Here is a 17825-nt window from a genome sequence, read left to right as displayed (position 1 = left end):
ATCTCCTAAACTTTCTTCACTTCAACTAACGTATCATTATAAGGAATGACAGGACCATACCTAAGCTTATACTGACGAGGATTTAGGACATCATTTGTGACATTTTGCAGGTTCCCGGCAGCCATATGCTTTGACCACCAGCCTTCATGAAGCCTGATTTGTCCTGGCCTGTATGCTTCTGTCAGCAGGCAGCGTGCCTTGAATGTTCCGCGATCATTAAATACCTCGACCAAATCGCCATTTTGTAAACCGCGGCTGCTCGCATCAAGCGGATTCATTTCCAGCCTTGGCTCAGGCTGATACTGATTAATCCACTTTGCATTAGTAAATTGCGAATGTACCCGATACTTTGTATGTGCTGAACTAAATTGCAGCGGATATTTTTTAAATAACGGGTTATTTGGAGATGCCTCTCCCGGCTCTTCAAACGTTGGAAGCGCTTGGTGATCCTCTGCTAATTTTTCATGATAAAGTTCCAGTTTCGTAGATGGTGTCGGATAAATCTGGTCCATATACCCACGGTAAGGTTCGTCAGGTACCTGTAAACGCATTATGCAATTATTTTCTTTAAGGGTGTTCAAATTAATTCCTTTTAGCCTCGGATCTGGCGAATTCAGGCGTGCCTTTTGGTACTCCTCCGGGGTTTTAGGTAAGTATTGATCCAGCCCCAGTTTAGCCGCCAATTCTTTTTCAATTCGAAAATCTGATTTACTTTCATGTAAAGGTTCAATAACTTTTTGTGATAGAAGAACATGGGATCGATTTATTTGCATGTTGACAATATCATATTCACTTTCAAAGGCCGTACATGCTGGGAGGACGATATCTGAATAATCGACACTCGGATTATGGAACGGGTCGATGGTTACTATGAAATCTAATTGTTTAATCCATTTTTCCGTTTTATGCAGGTTCGCAAAATGCTGCTGCAGGGTATTGCCTAGGTTAATCACAGCTTTAACTGAGTTTGGTTTTTCGCGCATATCCGGAGTCGTCATTTCCAGCGGTGTTGCTTTAAACTGTGAAGGCAGCTCCCATGAACTTAGCTGGGCACTCCAAGAAGTACCATGATATAAGGCAACACCGACTCCTCCGCCAACTCGGCCGATATTTCCGGTTAATGCTCCGAGTATTCCGCCTGAATGCCCAGTGATGTCGGCATTCGCCCATTTATCGCCACCTCCAAATCCCCAGCCGAGAACTGCTGGACCACGTGTTGCATAATCTCTTGTTAATTCGAATATGATATCTTCTCCGATTTCTGATTTCTCTGCAGCCCATTTAAGTGTATACTGCTTCTGATTTTCCTTTAGAGCTGTAAATACAGTCTTTACTTTTACTCCATCGACAGTAAACTCACCTTCTAATTTTGCTTTTACACCAGGAGCATTAAAAGGCTTTAACGAATTACTGTTTTCATCCCAAACTAAGTAAGGGTTTGTGGTTGATCCCTCGTGAGTATCATTTTGCTTGAGTAACTTTTGATTATCTGCTCTAATCAGAAATGGTGATGATGTATTTTTAACTAAGTAATCGTGCTGATACCATTGATTATCAAGGATGACACTAATCATTCCAAGAAGTAAAGCACCATCCGTACCCGGTTTGATTCTGATCCACTGGTCAGACTTTGACGCCGTTGTCGAACAGTTGGGGTCAATTGTAATAATTTTTGCCCCGGCATCCTTTGCTTTAAAAAAGAATTTAGAATCAGTCAGTGTTGTCTCTAATATATTGCAGCCTAAAAGAATGATCGTGCTGGAATTCACCCAATCGGAAGTTTCATTTTGGACATACCCATACGCTTTCGAGCCGATACATTCTTCTAAACCATTTGCTAAACCAATATCAATACCGCTTTCAATGGCAAACTGTGCTCCTAATAAGGATGGCAGGAATGGATACGTATATTCAATCCCCGATGAACAGCTAAATAATATGGATTTCCCTCCGTATTTCCGTTTTAACTCTTTTAACTTATCGGCGATTGTTGTAAGGGCCTCATTCCAAGAAATCGGAACAAATTTACCTTCCCCTCTTTCGCCAACCCGCTTTAACGGTGTTTGCAGCCGATCTGGACTATAAATTCGTTCTATCTCGCTTAAGCCTTTTAAACAAACCGTTGAAAACCGCTTATCCGTCCAGGTGTTCGGTTGAATCATGGAAAGCTTGCCGTCCCGTACTGTACATTTAAACGCACAGCGGCCGCCACAGTTTGTGGTGTGATACGTGAACGCGATTTTTTCCTGAGATTTTCCTTTTGCACTAACAGGTTGAAACCATTTATTACTTGAAAATAGAGAGCCGGACAAGCCCATAGATGCTGTTCCAACTGCACCAGCCTTAATAAAATCTCTTCTAGATATCTTCATAATGACTCTCCTTTCACTAGTTTTTCTTATTAATAAGTTGGGTGAGTAATCTATAAGAATACCTCAACTGTTATCTACAGCTTCATTTTACTGCTCACAACCTGTAATGAGGAGTGTAGACTTCTCCATACTTAAGCAGCCCTAATTGTTCACTTTTAACAGTCCTTTTTCCAAAATTTATGAGCAAAAGTGAAAAACTTTTGAACGGTAAGAGTGATTATTACTTAATAACGAAAGAAAAAGCAGCCTTTAAAACTTAGAAGCTGCTTTCTAATATGTTAAAGAGACATGGAGAAATGAATTTTCACTGCTGTCATCAAGTTCATAAATTCTTCCGGCTTTTGGAGATCGACACCCGTAAGATTTTCAATTTTCTTCAGCCGATTCCTTAAGGTATTAGGGTGGACAAACAGCGCTTCGGATACGTCAGTTATAATACCTTGATGCTGAATAAATGCTTTCAGTGTTTTCACATATTCTGTTCCATTTTCCTCGTCACTCTCAATAAGTGATGACAAATATTCTTTACTATAATCATAGAGGATCTCGCGGTGAACATGGGTTAGCAGGTAGAGCAGGCCCAGGTCACTCATATGAAAAATCCGTTTTTTCTCAAACCAAACCTGCCCAAATTGTAATGCTATTTTCGCTTCTTGATAGCTTTTATTCAGATTAATAGAATCTTGGTACCATTTCCCTATCCCAATCCAGAATTGGCAGTCAGGCCATTTGCTTGTTAGCCCCTTCTCTATTTGTCCGGCAATTTCAAGAGCAGCTCCCTTTCTTTCACTTTGGCTTCTTGGTAAACTATCCTCTAATAACATGACAATCTGGTCTTGAAATGGAAAAATAATGATGTTCTCATTTAATTCTTGTTTTTCTGTCTCTATATGAACGATCATTTCATCCAGCCACTCCATATTCTCCATGACATCATTAGATGGGTGGACGTTTATGACAAATAAGTGGTGCGGCTTTTCCAAGTTCCACCCCCACACTTTTCCTTGCGTAACCATGACCTTTTTGGATTCAAACTTATGATAGAGAAGATCGTATAAAAAGTGCTCCTTAAATCTTTCCTGCTGTTCCCGAAACATTTCTTCTGTTTGAAAAAAAAGGGCCGTCAATCCAATTAATTTATCAATCATCTTTTTCTGCCAATCCACTAAATGGACTGATGCGATCAACGTTAGACTAATTTGCCCTGCAATATTAATCGGGTATGCTTCAAACGAATGCGCTTCATCATTGACAGAACGAGCTTGTAGAGCGTTATTCCTGAATTTTTTATATAATTTAAGAAAGCAAAGAGCTTTTTGCAATTCTGCCTCTGGACCAACCTGCCAAAGAAGTTCATCATGTTCGTTTAAGTATAGAAATGGCGTTTCTAAAGCCAAAGATAAACCAGCAGCTATATTCATAAACCCCTTATTCATAAATCCATTTAACTCCATACTTATCTGACAAAATGAATAATGAGGATTATTCTTTTGCTGAAATATTGTCAATGCAGAAGCATTCTCTACTTGTATAATAGGTACCCGGCATTGTTGAAAAAGGGACAAGGCTTCATCAAGTATTGGTATAGTCGTATGAATACCTATAATGATGCCCATTAAATGATGATCTTGTATCAATTGGTGGGCACGTTCTTTTTGGTTTAACTTTAAACACTCTTCACTTGATTGGATTACTAATAAGGTTGGACTTTCAAACCTCTTATCTTCAATAGAGGTTGCAATGTTGTCATAATAGACCTGATTCTTTGGCAACGAAGTTAAAAAGGTCAGCTGATACAATGGTATACAATATAGTAAATCTTGTAATGAAACCTTCATTCTGCGATCATCCTTCTCTAAAAAAAGTGTACCCTTGTTGTTTTTTTAAAATATTGATAGAAGGCTTGGTGTATCCTGCAATTGGTAACTCTGCACTTTTCAAACTATTAGATTCAATTTCATTTGTATCCAGCATCATTATGCTGAGAGCACCTGTCGTACAGTTTTCCACACAAATGGGCCTCAAGCCCTGATCAATTCTTTCTACGCAGAAATTACATTTATCTACTCTATTTGTTTTAGGATTAAACTTAGGAGCGTGAAAAGGGCAAGCATTAATACAAAGCTTGCAGCCTTTGCAGCGGCTTGGTTCATGAATAACAATACCATCCCCGCGTTTTTGAAAATTATTCTCCGGACATATATAGACACAAACAGGATTTAGACAATGATTACACGACATCGAAACATGGAGGCGCTGCTTTTCATCAGATTCTGATTCATACGTGAACACATTTCTACGATGGATGCCCATTAAACCGTAATGGTCATTACATGCCATCTCACAGGTTTTACAATTAATACATCGATTAAGATCGATGGAAAATACGATATGAGCGGTCATCGTGTCATTTCCTCCTTGATTTAGATTCCTTTTTTAGACACAATTCCAATCTATTTATAGTTTAAAATATATCTAAAGGATTAATTGACACCTATTCTACTATTCGATGAACTTTTACCGACAATTTTGTGTCCACTAATCATCATGAAGATTATTTCGAGGTGAGCAAACATGAATAAACAGGCAACGAGGATTTATAAGAATGTTTGTCCTAGAAACTGTCCCAGCTCGTGCACAATGAATACCTATGTAGAAAATGCGTCCCTCGCTCATATAACAGGAGATCCTGCTCACCCTTATACAAAGGGGAAACTATGTGCAAAAGGATTTTCTTATATCGAAAAAAATAGTCATCGAGACCGATTAAAGTTTCCTTACTATCAAAAAGTGAAGGGATCAGGTAAATTTAGACCAATCACTTGGGAAAAAGCCTTCGATCTAATTATTAGTGAAATGATAAACATTCATAGACGCTATGGAAGCTTCCTCCCGCTTTCTTTATATAAAGGGACCGGAAATATAGGCGTACATCATTTTGTAACGGATGAGTTTTTTTCAAGTCTAGGGGAAACGACTAGAATCATAGCATCACCATCCTTCTCAGCTAGTTTTAAAGCAATTGACTATGATCTCGGTGCCGTTAAAATGTCTGATCCAGCCTCGATAATGGATTCCTCTATGGTGATCATCTGGGGAGCCAATCCGGCGGCAACCAATATTCACCTTATTCCATTTATCATTGAGGCAAAGATAAAAGGTGCAAAAATTGTCGTCATCGATCCAGTTTATACCCAAACAGCCGAACTGGCTGATTTATATATTCAACTGCGGCCAAGTACGGATGGAGCATTAGCCACTGTGTTAACGAAAGGCTTATTCGAGAAAAATGCTGTTGATAAGGATTTTTTAACCCCTCATTCCTATGGAGTTGATGCGTTTTTCAAGATGATTGATGGAATAAATGTAAGAGAATATTTACTAAAATGCAGTGTTCCTCACGAAGCCATTGATTTATTGTTGAAATGGCTGACGGAAGCCGAAGCCGTTTCTTACGTAATTGGGGATGGACTTTCAAAGCACTCTAATGGTGGTCAAGCCATTCGCGCCATTGAAGCTTTAGCTGTTGTCCGCGGTGATATTGGAAAAACAGGCGGGGGTATCTTTTTTAGAGGAAATGATTCACTGCTATTTAATAATCAAGACTTTAACAGGTTAAATGGGAGCAACCGGCTTGTCCATACGAGTCAGCTGCAAGAATCATTACCGATTGACATGATGTGGATTTCATGTGCAAATCCTTTAACCCAAGAACCTAATTCGAAATATATGGAGCAGGTTATGAAGGATATTCCTTTTGTTGTAACTGTGGATCATTTTTTGACACCTACAGCCCAAATGTCCAATCTCGTTTTACCGACCACCACCCATTTTGAAGAAATGGACGTTGTAATGAGTTGGTGGCATAACGAATTAGCCTTGAATGAAAAGGCAATTTCACCTTATTATGAAAGCAAAAGTGAATGGAGTATGATGAAAGAACTGGCGTTAAGGCTTCAACAGCTTTCCCCTGAACTATGTTCATTTCCAATCCATTATTCAGAAGAGGAATATTTAAATGCACAATTTAACGATAAGGTATTTAGCCGTTATTCGGTTCAGTCTGTTTCTGATTTGAGAGGAAGTTCCACTGTAGCTGCCAATCTTCCAAAAACGGCTTGGGACGACAGGCAATTTGATACGAAAACAGGAAAGTTTCAGTTCTATTCAGAAGCAGCAAAGCAAGCGAATCAACAACCGATGGGGATCTTTACTGAAGTGAAAATGCCGACAAACGATTATCCATTCTGGCTGATGACCCCTCACCATCCATATGCCATTAATTCTCAATTTCATTTTTTACATCTATCTGGTGAAGAAGAGGCCATAGTAGAAATAAATCCAAAAGCAGCAAAGGAATTAAATATTTTTAATGGGGAAATCGTCACTGTTTTCAATGAACAATCTTCGATAGAGATTAAAGCCGTATATAGTCATCAAGTTCCAAAAGATATTGTCATTATTTATCAAAGGTGGTACCCCCACTCCCAAGTCACCATTAACTATTTGGTGCCTGCAGGGCCAAAAGGTATAGCGTTAGAACCGGCATTGTATGACACGTTTGTAAATATCAAAAAATTATAGCGTCTAGTATATATACAATTTGACATCCAATTAAAATATGGACCTAAATCCCATTCAAAAGACTGCTGATTGCTCAGCAGTCTTGTTTGAATTTATTTTTTATATACAACATCTCCACCTAATACTGTAGAGAGCACTTGAATGTCTTTCAATAGTTCTTCTGGGCATTCCATAGGATCTCTGTCAACTACCAGAAAGTCAGCTAATTTTCCTGCCTCCAATGATCCTTTGATTTTCTCTTCGAAACTTCCTTCTGCAGCCCAGATTGTAAATGCTTTTAGAGCTTCCTCTCTTGTCATACTCTCTTCAGAATACCAGCCTCCGTCAGGTTCCCCATCACGGTCCATACGTGTAACAGCTGCATATAATCCATGAAAAGGATTGACCAATTCAACCGGAGCATCTGAACCTCCAACAATATGTGAGCCAGCATCAATTACCTTTCGCCACGCATAGGAATATTTTATTCTTTCAGGTCCAACTCGATCCTCCGCCATATTTTTATCGGAAGTCGCATGAACAGGCTGCATGGATGGAAGGATACCAAGCTCGGCAATACGTTGAATTTCGCTCGCGTTAGCAACTTGGAAATGTTCGATTCTCCAGCGGTGATCCTTCAGCGGTTCTTCCTTCAATACTCTCTCGTAAGTGTTAATGACTTGTTCAATCGCACCATCCCCGATAGCATGAGCAGCCACCTGCCAGCCATACTTACGAGCTTCTTTAACAAGTCTATATAACTCTTCATCTGTGAATCTATAATTCCCTTTATGTCCTGGTCGATCACTATAATCCTCCAAAAGTGCTGCACTTCGGGAACCTAGAGAACCATCACCGACAAGTTTAAGGGATCTAACTGTTAATCGGTCACCGAATAAACCGATTTCGGGTCCATGTTTGTAATAATGTTCAAGGCTTTCACCTGTTGCTCCACCTACACCATTGGCCACCATTACATTTAATCTAACTTTTAGATCTCCTTGCTTATAGAGGTTCTTCATGCTGTTTATATCAATTAGATGTGAACCAGCATCTGTAGCGCTTGTAATCCCATTTTTAAATAGTTCTTCCTGAGCTTTTAATAAACCTTCCTCTACGCGCTCCGTACTATAAGGTGGAATCTTTGAAGTAACTGGTGTACCGGCCGTATCTATCAGAACGCCGGTTGGTTCACCGTTGGAATCTCGTATAATCTCACCACCTTGAGGGTCGGGAGTTTCTTTCGTTATTCCACCAATTACTAATGCCTGCGAGTTTACCCAAATTGAGTGTGCATCTACTCTGGTAAGCACGACGGGATTGTCAGGTGCAACAGCGTCAAGCTCCTCTTTGGTTGGAAATTTCTTATCGGGCCAAAGTTCATGGTTCCAGCCAAATCCCAAAATCCACTCTCCTGGCTTTAATCGATTGGCTTCTTCTTTTACCAAATTCAAGATCTCTTCCTTTGGTTTATTAAAGCCGTCAATTTTAAGTAAATTTATGCCTATTCTAGGAAAATGCAAATGACCATCATTTAATCCCGGAATGACGGTTTTCCCCTCTAAATCAACTACCTTCGTGTTTGCACCTATGTATTTCTTAGCTTGCCCTTTATTCCCTACATAGATAAGTTTTTGTCCTTTGATTGCCATTGCTTTTGCTTTTGAGAACTTTTTATCTACTGTATAAATATTGCCGTTTAAATATACAGTATCAGCCATTTCTTCCTTTTCTTTAAAATTAGAAGCAAATGTAGTACCAGACACCATGCTAAAAAGTAAGAACAAAGTAAATATAACACTCAGTTTTTTCAATTTCCTTCCTCCTCTATCATTATTATATAGCCACCTTACTAATGACTTTTTTTATCATAGATTGTAATATATGGTGATGTCAACAAAGTTGCATGAATAATCTAAATATTCATCAATTTATTTTGCGGTCATATAGAAAGACAAAATTTAACGGACAATAATAGTTATTGTCCGTTAAATTTATCCTTTTTATTGTAAAAGCCATATTTTATATGGTAAAATTCCTTATTTTCTTAAAAACCTAACAATCATTGATTACTAGGAAACGAAAATTCAGTCTTATTTACGATATCCTTTGTATCGTTCCATCTCTCGGAAATGGTTTTCGTTTTTGTAAAGAAGCGGACGGTGTCGGGACCGAACATTTGGCCTTCTCCAAATCTAGAGTTTTTCCATCCTCCAAAGTTATGGTAGCCGACCGGGATTGGAATCGGAACATTTACTCCAACCATCCCCACTTCAATTTGTTCCGTAAATCTTCTTGCTGCTGCTCCATTTTCTGTGAAGATTGTTACTCCATTTCCATATTCATGATCATTAATTAGTTGAATTGCTTCATCTAAACTGTTAACACCGACGACAATTCGTGCTGGGCCGAACACTTCATCTTGATATATTTTCATTTCAGTCGTTACACCGGTTAAGAGCGTAGCTCCTAGATAATATCCTTTTTCTTTCTCGTTTATTTCCGGGTGGCGCCCATCCACACATAGTTGTGCACCTTCACTCAGACTTTCGTTAATATAACGAATCACAGTTTCTTTTGATTCTTGTGAAATGACGGCACCAAAATCGGCGTCCGCATCGTCATATGCCCCCACCTTTAGTTCTTCAACACGAGTTTTTAATTTTTCTACAAAGGCTTCTGCTGTTCCTTTACCAACTGGCATTGCCACTGAAATAGCCATACAGCGCTGGGAAGCGGAGCCATAGGCTGCACCGAGGAATGCAGTTACCGCTTGATCTAGATCGGCATCCGGCATGATTACCATATGATTCTTCCCACCGCCAAAAGCAGCCACCCGCTTATTATGACGAGTTCCCTCGTGGTATACATATTCCGCCACTCTCGTAGACCCTACAAATGAAATAGCATGTACTTTTGGATTAGCAAGAAGGGTATCCACTGCTTCCTTATCACCATTAATGACTGTCCATATACCATCAGGCAAACCTGCTTTTTTCCATAATTCCGAGATAAATAGCGCTGAATTTGGAACACGCTCAGACGGTTTTAAAATGACCGCATTACCACAAGCAACGGCCATCATCGTCATAGCAAGAGGGACCATGACTGGAAAATTAAACGGCGATATCGCTGCCACTACTCCTAAAGGCTGTTTGATAGAATACGAGTTAATCTTGCCGCCGACGTTTATGGAATATTCCCCCTTTAACAGGTGTGGGGCGTTTAACGCAAAATCAACAGCTTCAATGCCTCTTAACACTTCTCCTTTTGCATCTGAAATAGTTTTGCCGTTTTCTAAACCGATTATGTTCGCTAAACAGTCGGTTTTCTCAACTAATAGATTTCTAAAATTAAAGATGACCTCTACCCTTTTGGCAACAGAGGTATTTTTCCATGCAGGAAATGCTTTTTGTGCAATTTCCACCGCTTCATTTACCTCTTCTCTAGAGGCTAACGGACAAAGGGCTGTTACTTCACCAGTTGATGGATTATAAACCTTCCCAAAACGTTCGCTTTTTCCTGCTATCATCTCTCCGCCAATAAAATGAGTTAAAGTTTGAGTCGCTGTTTCTTGATTTGTAATAGTCATTTTCCTTCCTCCTTATGATTGTGTTACTGCTTTATGATTATTTAGTTCCTTTACCATTAAATAAACTGAAGACATATCCATAGGACCATATCCATTTTCTACTGCCTTTGTATAAAGCTCGATTAACTGATCACCTATTGGCAATGATCCGCCGCTTTCAAGAGCCATTTGTTTAGCGAGCTTTAAATCCTTTAATAATAGATTTGTAGAGAATCCACCTTCATAGTTATTGTGTGCCATAAAGCTTTTATAGTTTCTTTCATAAATCCTGCTTTGACCAAAGCTGACACTTAGAACATCATAGATCGTATCCGGGTTTACCCCTAATTGCTCTCCAAGGGCCACTCCCTCTGCAACAGCCTGTGTATAAAAACCAATCATTAAATTATTTAATAGTTTAATAACCGTTCCAACCCCTGGGCTTTCTCCTAAATGGAAAAGATTTTCCCCCAGAATATTCAATACCGGAAGAGATTCTTCATATACTCTTTTTTCGCCGCCAACCATGATCGTAAGAGTACCGTTTACAGCTCCGGAAACGCTTCCACTTACAGGCGCCCCAAGATAATCAATTCCTTTTTCACGGGCTTTCTCATATACCCTTTCATTCAACTGAGGCGATATCGTACTGAAATCAATAATTGTTAGGGAGGAATGACCATTTTCAATGATTCCATTTTCACTTAAGTAAACATTTTCAACTACTCGTGGTGTAGGAAGGCTAGTTAAAACTATATCCACCTGTTTAGCTAACATCTCGGCTGGAATTCCCGTTTTTCCTCCTGCCTGACGAAATTGCTCTTCAGCACCTGGATTTGTATCAACACCATAAACGCTATATCCCGAATTTACTAGATTGATTGCCATCGGAAGCCCCATATTACCTAATCCAATAAAGGCAATTGTTTTTATCTGCGACATCTTTTTCCCTCCATTTATTTAATAAAAGATTGTATATAAAATGACCGCGATTACTAAAGCAATCATCGGTAAAACCACACTTAGGATAAAAATTGGCTTATAGGACTGCTGGTGTGTTTCATTACATACCGCTCGAATTGTCGTCACCACATAACCGTTATGCGGCAATGAATCCAAACCGCCAGAAGCAAGTGATGAAATGCGGTGCATGGCCCCAGGGTCCAAACCTTGTGCATTGTAAAGCGGTGCAAGAATAGGGAGGGCAATCCCAAGGCCGCCAGAGGCCGAACCGGTAACTCCTGCAATAATCGTTACAGCGGCAGCTAAGCCTGCATATGCCATTCCCGGCATACTAACAAGAGAATCTACAATCGCCTGAAACGCCGGTGCCTCTTTTGCTACAGAACCAAAGCCAACTACGGCACAAATATTAGCAGTTGCAACAATAGCGTTTTCACTGCCTTTTCCAAAAATTGTCCCATAGTTACGAGAATACTTGTTCATCAAAACTAAGGCGGCGATAACCCCTAAAAATAAGGCAAATAATGCTGCACCTGTTGGGGACATAAACTTTGAAGCAATATTTAAAGTCGCCACGACGACAACTAAAGGCAATATCGCCAGGAAGATATTCGGTAAATTCTTTTTAACTTCGCCTGCCTCAATCGCTGCTGCTGTTTCTGCTAATGCTGAGCCTGCCGCGTGAGAGCCGGGCAGTTTAAATACTTCTCCATTTCTTACTGCCTTGGTTACCATATACTTCAACCAAAAGCCTCCGAGAACCATGATAAAGATACCGATTAAGTAACCAATTAAGCCCCCAGCTGTTGGCTGAGTATGGAAAAATTCCATTGGAATAAGGTTTTGAACCTCGGGTGACCCAGGTGACGTCATTGTAAACGAAATTGACCCAAACACGATGGCTCCAGGAATGAATCGATGCGGTAAATTTGCTACTCGAAATAGAGAAACAGCAATTGGATAAACAGAGAAGCCAACAATAGCAATACTGACTCCACCATAGGTCATCAGCGCACAGGCAGCAACAACAGCAAATACAGCTCGCTTTGCACCAATTTTATGCTTTACCCACTCTGCAATCGCGTCTGCAGCTTTTGTTTCCTCCATCACCTTTCCAAAGATAGCCCCCAACAAATACACGAGAAACCAAGAAGAAAAGTAACCAACAAATCCGCTCATATAACTCCCGGTAAGCGCTTTCTCCAAAGGCAAACCACTTGTTAAGGCAAGAACAACAGAGCATACCAACGCAGCGATAATAATATTCACTCCACGCATCGTAAAAATGATTAATAAAATAAGACCGGCAAAAAACCCAACAAAACTTGTTAGCATTAGGCACCCCCTATTATTTTCCTTGCTATATATCAATGCAAATATTGTGCCAACTTGTATTTATTCGGAAATATTGGATAGTTTAGAAAATTAAAATAAAAAACTGTATAAACAAATAGACAGTTTGTCTATCTGTTTATACAGTTTGTCTGCCCCTTATACAGTTGTCTATTAATTAGATATCCTTATTCTTAAATTCCTGTAATTTGTTATACAATGTTGCCCTGCATATTCCCAAGCGTTGTGCTGCCTTTGTCTTATTTCCATTTTCTTCACGTATAACACGAAGGTACAGCTCTTTTTCTTTCTTCATTTCTGCTTGTTTTATGTTTTCCAAAGGGCTGAGTTCCCTCATTTTATCGATGTCTGACAAGGACTCCTGTGTTTCCATCTGTGGAAGGGAGAGGTTCCATTCTAGGATATAACTCTTAAAATCATTATAATGAATAACAGGTCCATCGACTAATGCAATCAATCTTTCTAAAGCATTCACCAATTCCCTAATATTTCCCTTCCATTCATAATTCATCATGGCGGAAACAGTTTCTTTACTAATATCTTTTATGGGAATACGATGTTTTTGACAAATTGTCTTCATATAATGTCCAATTAATAGAGGAATGTCTTCTTTTCTTTCCCTTAATGGCGGAATATAAATTGGAATAACATTCAAACGGTAATAAAGATCCTCTCTAAATTTATTCTGTTTTACCATTTCTTGCAGCGGTCGATTTGTTGCCGCAATTAAGCGAAAATCAACGGATATCGGCTTTGTCCCGCCTACGGGTTCCACTTCTCGTTCTTGAAGTACCCTTAGTATTTTAGCCTGCATCTCCAAAGGCATATCTCCGATCTCATCTAAAAAAATCGTTCCTTTATGCGCTAAAAGAAATTTCCCTGGCTTTCCTTTTCTTCTCGATCCCGTAAAGGCTCCTTCTTCGTAGCCAAACAACTCAGATTCCAGCAGATGTTCTGGAATGGATGAACAGTTCACACTGATAAAAGGTCCCTCTTGGTAGCTGCTCATGGAATGAATTGCTTTAGTGAAAATTTCCTTTCCTACACCGCTTTCCCCCGTTATCAAAATGGTGGCTGGTGATTTTGCAGCTCGGCGTGCCAAATATTTTGAATGGATAATGCTTTTACTTTCCCCAATAATATGGTTAAAAGTAATCCGCTCATCCTTTGACTTTGGCTGTACAATATGTAGATGTTTTAGATCGTTTTTATTAAGTAGATCCTGAATTTTATCAAAAATACGATATAATTCTGAGACCCCGCGAAATACTAGAATCCCAATGCCACCGATAATTTTATTATTTTTCCAAATAGGAATACGATGAGCAACCACTTCTTGACCTTTTAAGAATTGCACTTGATTATGTTCCGGAATACCGGTTTGAAGAACAATATGTAATCGAGTACCTTCAATGACATTGATGATATGCTGCCCAATAGCCCATTCCCGATCAATTCCAAGATAACTGCAATACGCCTTGTTAATCATCTTCACATAACCATTTTCATCTACCACTACAATACCTTCATAGATATTATCATAGCTGATATGAAACCATTCTACGGTATTTTCAAGCTGTTTCAGTTTCTGGTAGGTTTGGGAGAAGCCCTCGAGCACATCGCTTTGGGTTAGCATCCCTATTAAAATATTTTCATGATTTACAACTGGAACGCTCGCCTTTTTCAATGGAGAAATGTCAGAAAGAATTTCATGAAAGCCAATCGGCTCCACCGTGCTGTCATAATATAATTCAACTGTTTCTTCTAGCGGAGTACCTTGGATAACAGCCTCCATTACCATAGCTGTTGATAATTCCCCTAAATAATGCCGATCATGGTCCACAACGGAAACTTCATTTAGTTTGGTTGTTATAAAAAATTCCGCCGCCTCCTTCAAGGTGGTGGAATAAAGTAAAGCATCAAAGTCAGTCTTCATCCTGCGGCCTATTTCCAGCTCTTCCTGTTGAAAAAGCTCATCATGGTCAACCAAATGATCTCTCACTATTTCCACTCCTACATATGAATAATAATCAGATTAGTATATTACTAATTTCGACACATGTTAGTCATATTCCTATATGTAGTGGTATTCCTGAAATTTAATATCCATTCACAAAATTGATGATTGTTGCCATTTCGTCATCTGTAAGGTTACGATTTTCGTATTTCTCATATTCATCTATTATTTTCTGTTTATTACCTTTATACGTTTCTGTATATTTTGCAATGGTTCTAAGCATAGTAACTTCCTGATTAAATTCCTCTTTTGAAATCGGCTTCCAATGGGAAAGGATGTATGTATCTGCATCAAATGCTTCTAGTCTATCTAGAAGCTGAAGTGTTTCGTTGATTGTATAGTTTTCTTTTTCGGAGAATATATCGGGATAAATGCAGTCTCCTAGAAATAGGATCTTCTCTTCTGGTATATACACAATGACGGAGTCAGCAGCGTGATCCCCTCCAACGTGCTGTACGATGCAGGTTACTCCTCCAAGGTCTATTTCCACTTGTTTTTCAAAGGTTACATCAGGCAAGACAATCTTGATATCTCGATGTTCAGTAAATTCCTTTTGAATCGCGTTCGCGCAAAATTCAATCTCTGTTCCTGCTTTTACTCTGGCATCTAATGCTGCATCTGACCACGAAAGAGGAAGCAATTTTTCCATTTCCTTTTTCGTTTTGTTAGAAGCAATCGATACTGTCTTAGTTAAAGCCGCAAGTCCAAAGATATGATCCCAATGCCAGTGAGTCAGTACAACGATATCAGGATTGGGGACTTGGCTTTTTGAAAGTTCTTCTAAAAAATATTTGGCGTGTTGTTCTGAGTTGCCGGCGTCAATCATTAATGTCTTATCATTACCAACAACCATTCCAAGTATGGGCCGGTCGGTTTCCGATACTGGCGTCATATACCAAAAGCGCCCTCCAATATTCTCAATTAATTGCATGGATGAATCCTCCTAATTATCATGCCTACTTAATAGCAAACATTATACATTCAGCTTTTACTGTTCAAACCATCATCTATTTTACCATTTTTAGGAGGTTTTTTACTTTTTCAAATAAGTAATAATAAATACTAAATGATTTAACTACAGGGAGATTTTTATATGAATATTGCCATTATGGGAGCAGGACTCTCAGGGTTAGCATGTGCCATTACACTTGAAAAAGCTGGAATACGACCTGCCATATTTGAAAAACGCAGCCAAGTGGGAGACAGGTTTGTGAACGGTGAAGCATTACTTTCGATATTTACTCATCCGGATCGGGATAATATTGCCACGTTTTCAGACCAATATGGGATTTATCTAAGTCCCACGTCACACATTCAAAGAATGGAACTCTTTTCAAAAAATAAAAAGGCAGTCATAGAAGGCCATCTTGGGTTCTCAAACATTCGAGGAAGAGAACAGGATTCTTTTGAAGCTCAACTAGAGCGTCAAACCAAATCAACCATTAAGTTTCACTCAGAAGAAACGTATGAGCAATTGCTAAGCGATTATACTCATGTCGTCCTTGCTGCAGGTGATGGTGCTTATTCAAAAAGCATGAAAAACTTTAGAGAAGATTTTACGGTATCTATAAAAGGAGTCACAATTAGCGGGAAATTTGATAGGTATACAGTTATGTCTTGGTTAGATTATGACCTTGCTCCTTTTGGATACGGATTTCTAATCCCCTACTCCGAAAAAGAAGCGAATCTCTCTATCGCCATTCCTGATATTCCTAAAAATGCCCATGTTCACATTTCTGATTTGTGGGACGTCTTTTACCAAAAGGTTCGTTCTCAGCTTGTTCAAAATTTGCCCATAACCGATCAGTTTCAAATTACTCAATATCCTATTGGAATTTGTAACTCCCCACGCATTGGAAATACGTATTTTGTAGGGAATTGTTATGGAAGTATGATGCCTTTCATGGGATTTGGACAATATGCAGCTATTTTGAGTGGAGTGTATGCTGCCTATGATCTTTGCGGTATGGGGAATTATGAAGAGCTAATGAAGCCGCTTCGCCAAAGTTATGAAAATTCTCTCGTTTTACGAAAAGCAATGGAGCAATTATCCAATGAAGGATTAGATCGAATTATCCATTCCCTTCAAGGAGATTGGGCTGATAAATTGTTTCAATCCCATAGGATTAATCCATTAAAAATTGCGAGTTATTTACTCCGGCCCTATATAAAGTTGAAAAACGAGTAATTTCATAATGATAAATACGGATTCATCCCTCTTACGTTTCTTAAGTCGACTTCCTTTTGACAGGTTTTTTCTATAACTGAGATGTCAACATGGTATCTTTCAGTATTTTGTGTTCAAACGCTGGATAAAGATGTAGGGAATTTATTTTCTTGCCCGGATGAAAGGCGGCTTTCTTTTTCACATAGGCGGCTTCTATGGGACAAGTTTCTTTGATTTTAGCGCTGCTTTGTCCCATAGGCGGCTTCTATGGGACAGTTTCTTTGATTTGTCCGCTCGTTTTGTCCCATAGGCAGTTTCTATGGGACAGTTTCTTTGATTTGGCCGCTCGTTTTGTCCCATAGGCCGTTGCTATGGGACGTTTCTTTGATTTATCCGCTCGTCTTGTCCCATAGGCCGTTGCTATGGAACAGTTTCTTTGGTTTGTCCGCTCGTTTTGTCCCATAGGCCGTTGCTATGGGACAGTTTCTTTGGTTTGTCCGCTCGTTTTGTCCCATAGGCCGTTGCTATGGGACAGTTTTTTGATTTCACAACTAAATTTTGGCCTTCATCACACCCATGAAAACCATTTTTCTTGGGGCACAACCCAGTTTTGGTCTTCATTACACCTTTGAAGACCATTTTTCTTGGGGCACAACCAAATTTTGGCCTTCATCACACAAATGAAGACCATTTTTCTTGGGGCACAACCAAGTTTTGGTCTTCATCACACCCATGAAGACCATTTTTCTTGGGGCACAACCCAGTTTTGGTCTTCATCACACCTATGAAGACCATTTTTCTTGTTTAACCACTAAGTTT

The 17825-nt window shown here is 39.3% G+C and carries 11 protein-coding genes; 2 read left to right on the top strand and 9 right to left on the bottom strand.

The features are described from left to right. Nucleotides 1-5: 5 nt before the first annotated feature. The 3 genes from IE222_RS17170 to IE222_RS17160 all read right to left on the bottom strand — a co-directional run bounded on the left by IE222_RS17170 (nt 6) and on the right by IE222_RS17160 (nt 4775). Complete coding sequence (locus IE222_RS17170; protein WP_191274890.1) at nt 6-2372, bottom strand: molybdopterin-dependent oxidoreductase; 2367 nt, start codon at nt 2370-2372, stop codon at nt 6-8. A gap of 278 nt (nt 2373-2650) precedes the next feature. Next, nucleotides 2651-4210, bottom strand: coding sequence for a PucR family transcriptional regulator (locus tag IE222_RS17165; protein ID WP_191274888.1), 1560 nt, complete (start codon nt 4208-4210; stop codon nt 2651-2653). A 7-nt stretch (nt 4211-4217) separates the two neighbouring features. After that, on the bottom strand, nt 4218-4775 hold the full coding sequence (locus IE222_RS17160; protein ID WP_191274886.1) for a 4Fe-4S dicluster domain-containing protein: 558 nt from the start codon (nt 4773-4775) through the stop codon (nt 4218-4220). Nucleotides 4776-4946: 171 nt separating this feature from the next. Between IE222_RS17160 and IE222_RS17155 the strand changes: the two genes are divergently transcribed. Further along, complete coding sequence (locus tag IE222_RS17155; RefSeq protein ID WP_191274884.1) at nt 4947-6956, top strand: molybdopterin-containing oxidoreductase family protein; 2010 nt, start codon at nt 4947-4949, stop codon at nt 6954-6956. Between the two features lie 92 nt (nt 6957-7048). On the opposite strand, the gene IE222_RS17150 is transcribed toward IE222_RS17155, so the two are convergent. The 6 genes from IE222_RS17150 to IE222_RS17125 all read right to left on the bottom strand — a co-directional run bounded on the left by IE222_RS17150 (nt 7049) and on the right by IE222_RS17125 (nt 15770). Further along, nucleotides 7049-8749 (bottom strand): amidohydrolase, encoded by a 1701-nt coding sequence (locus IE222_RS17150; RefSeq protein WP_191274881.1) that lies wholly within the window; start codon nt 8747-8749, stop codon nt 7049-7051. Nucleotides 8750-8997: 248 nt separating this feature from the next. Continuing rightward, on the bottom strand, nt 8998-10527 hold the full coding sequence (locus IE222_RS17145) for a CoA-acylating methylmalonate-semialdehyde dehydrogenase (RefSeq protein WP_191274879.1): 1530 nt from the start codon (nt 10525-10527) through the stop codon (nt 8998-9000). Between the two features lie 12 nt (nt 10528-10539). Further along, nucleotides 10540-11439 carry an NAD(P)-dependent oxidoreductase gene (locus tag IE222_RS17140; protein ID WP_191274955.1) on the bottom strand — a complete coding sequence of 300 codons (900 nt, stop codon included), beginning with the start codon at nt 11437-11439 and terminating at the stop codon, nt 10540-10542. A 27-nt stretch (nt 11440-11466) separates the two neighbouring features. Further along, nucleotides 11467-12804 (bottom strand): GntP family permease, encoded by a 1338-nt coding sequence (locus IE222_RS17135; RefSeq protein ID WP_191274877.1) that lies wholly within the window; start codon nt 12802-12804, stop codon nt 11467-11469. Nucleotides 12805-12979: 175 nt separating this feature from the next. Next, nucleotides 12980-14824 carry a sigma-54-dependent Fis family transcriptional regulator gene (locus tag IE222_RS17130; RefSeq protein WP_223282765.1) on the bottom strand — a complete coding sequence of 615 codons (1845 nt, stop codon included), beginning with the start codon at nt 14822-14824 and terminating at the stop codon, nt 12980-12982. A 97-nt stretch (nt 14825-14921) separates the two neighbouring features. Next, entirely contained in the window at nt 14922-15770 is an 849-nt protein-coding gene (locus tag IE222_RS17125; protein WP_191274875.1) for an MBL fold metallo-hydrolase, read from the bottom strand. 162 nt (nt 15771-15932) lie between these two features. Between IE222_RS17125 and IE222_RS17120 the strand changes: the two genes are divergently transcribed. After that, complete coding sequence (locus tag IE222_RS17120) at nt 15933-17027, top strand: NAD(P)/FAD-dependent oxidoreductase (protein WP_191274873.1); 1095 nt, start codon at nt 15933-15935, stop codon at nt 17025-17027. Nucleotides 17028-17825: the final 798 nt, after the last annotated feature.

It is taken from the genome of Neobacillus kokaensis, from assembly GCF_014656545.1.
Lineage (GTDB): Bacteria > Bacillota > Bacilli > Bacillales > Cytobacillaceae > Neobacillus > Neobacillus kokaensis.
The sequence above is the reverse complement of the archived record's forward strand: the minus strand, read 5'-3'. Positions and strand labels throughout refer to the sequence as shown.